This window comes from Mesorhizobium sp. M7A.F.Ca.CA.002.09.1.1, from assembly GCF_003998555.1.
GTDB lineage: Bacteria > Pseudomonadota > Alphaproteobacteria > Rhizobiales > Rhizobiaceae > Mesorhizobium > Mesorhizobium ciceri.
This window is the reverse complement of record NZ_RZRR01001557.1, coordinates 1-521: the sequence shown is the minus strand read 5'-3', so window position 1 is coordinate 521 and position 521 is coordinate 1. Positions and strand designations below refer to the sequence as shown.

The following is a 521-nucleotide window of genomic DNA, read 5'->3' as shown; positions in this document are numbered from 1 at the left end:
GGCCGAAGGATGAGAGTGGGCCGCTTGTGATGGTCGGCGGCGGTTCGGGCGTCGTGCCCTTGATGTCGATGATCCGCCACCGCGCCGCACGGAATTCAGCGGTGCCCGTCGTCCTGGTCTTTTCGGTCCGGGTCTGGGACGAAGTGATCTTTCGTGACGAGCTGATCGCCCTCGACGAGCGTCAGGACGGCTTCGAGCTGGTGCTGACACTGACCCGCGAAGCCGCACGCCGCCCGGCCGACTATGCGCGGCGGGTGGACGTCGCGATGATGGCGCAAGCCATGGCGCGGCTGCCCGAGCCGCCCGGTCTCGCCTTCGTCTGCGGCTCCAATGCCTTCGTTTCCGCGGCAGCCCAGGCGCTGATCGATGCCGGCGTTGCAGCCGAAATCATCCGCACCGAACGCTACGGAGTTTGAGCGGACGCCGCCTTGCGAGAAAGGTTCGTCGGATTCGCCTTCAGCCGATCGGCAAGAAACCCGCCGACAGCAACTGGAAAGGCAAGGCGCCATAGGCGGCCACCG

Annotated in this window: 1 pseudogene; it reads left to right on the top strand. The window is 66.6% G+C overall.

Going from position 1 to position 521, the window contains the following annotated elements:
- A pseudogene (locus tag EN994_RS34635) lies at positions 1-416 on the top strand (oxidoreductase); the annotation flags it as partial.
- Positions 417-521: the final 105 nt, after the last annotated feature.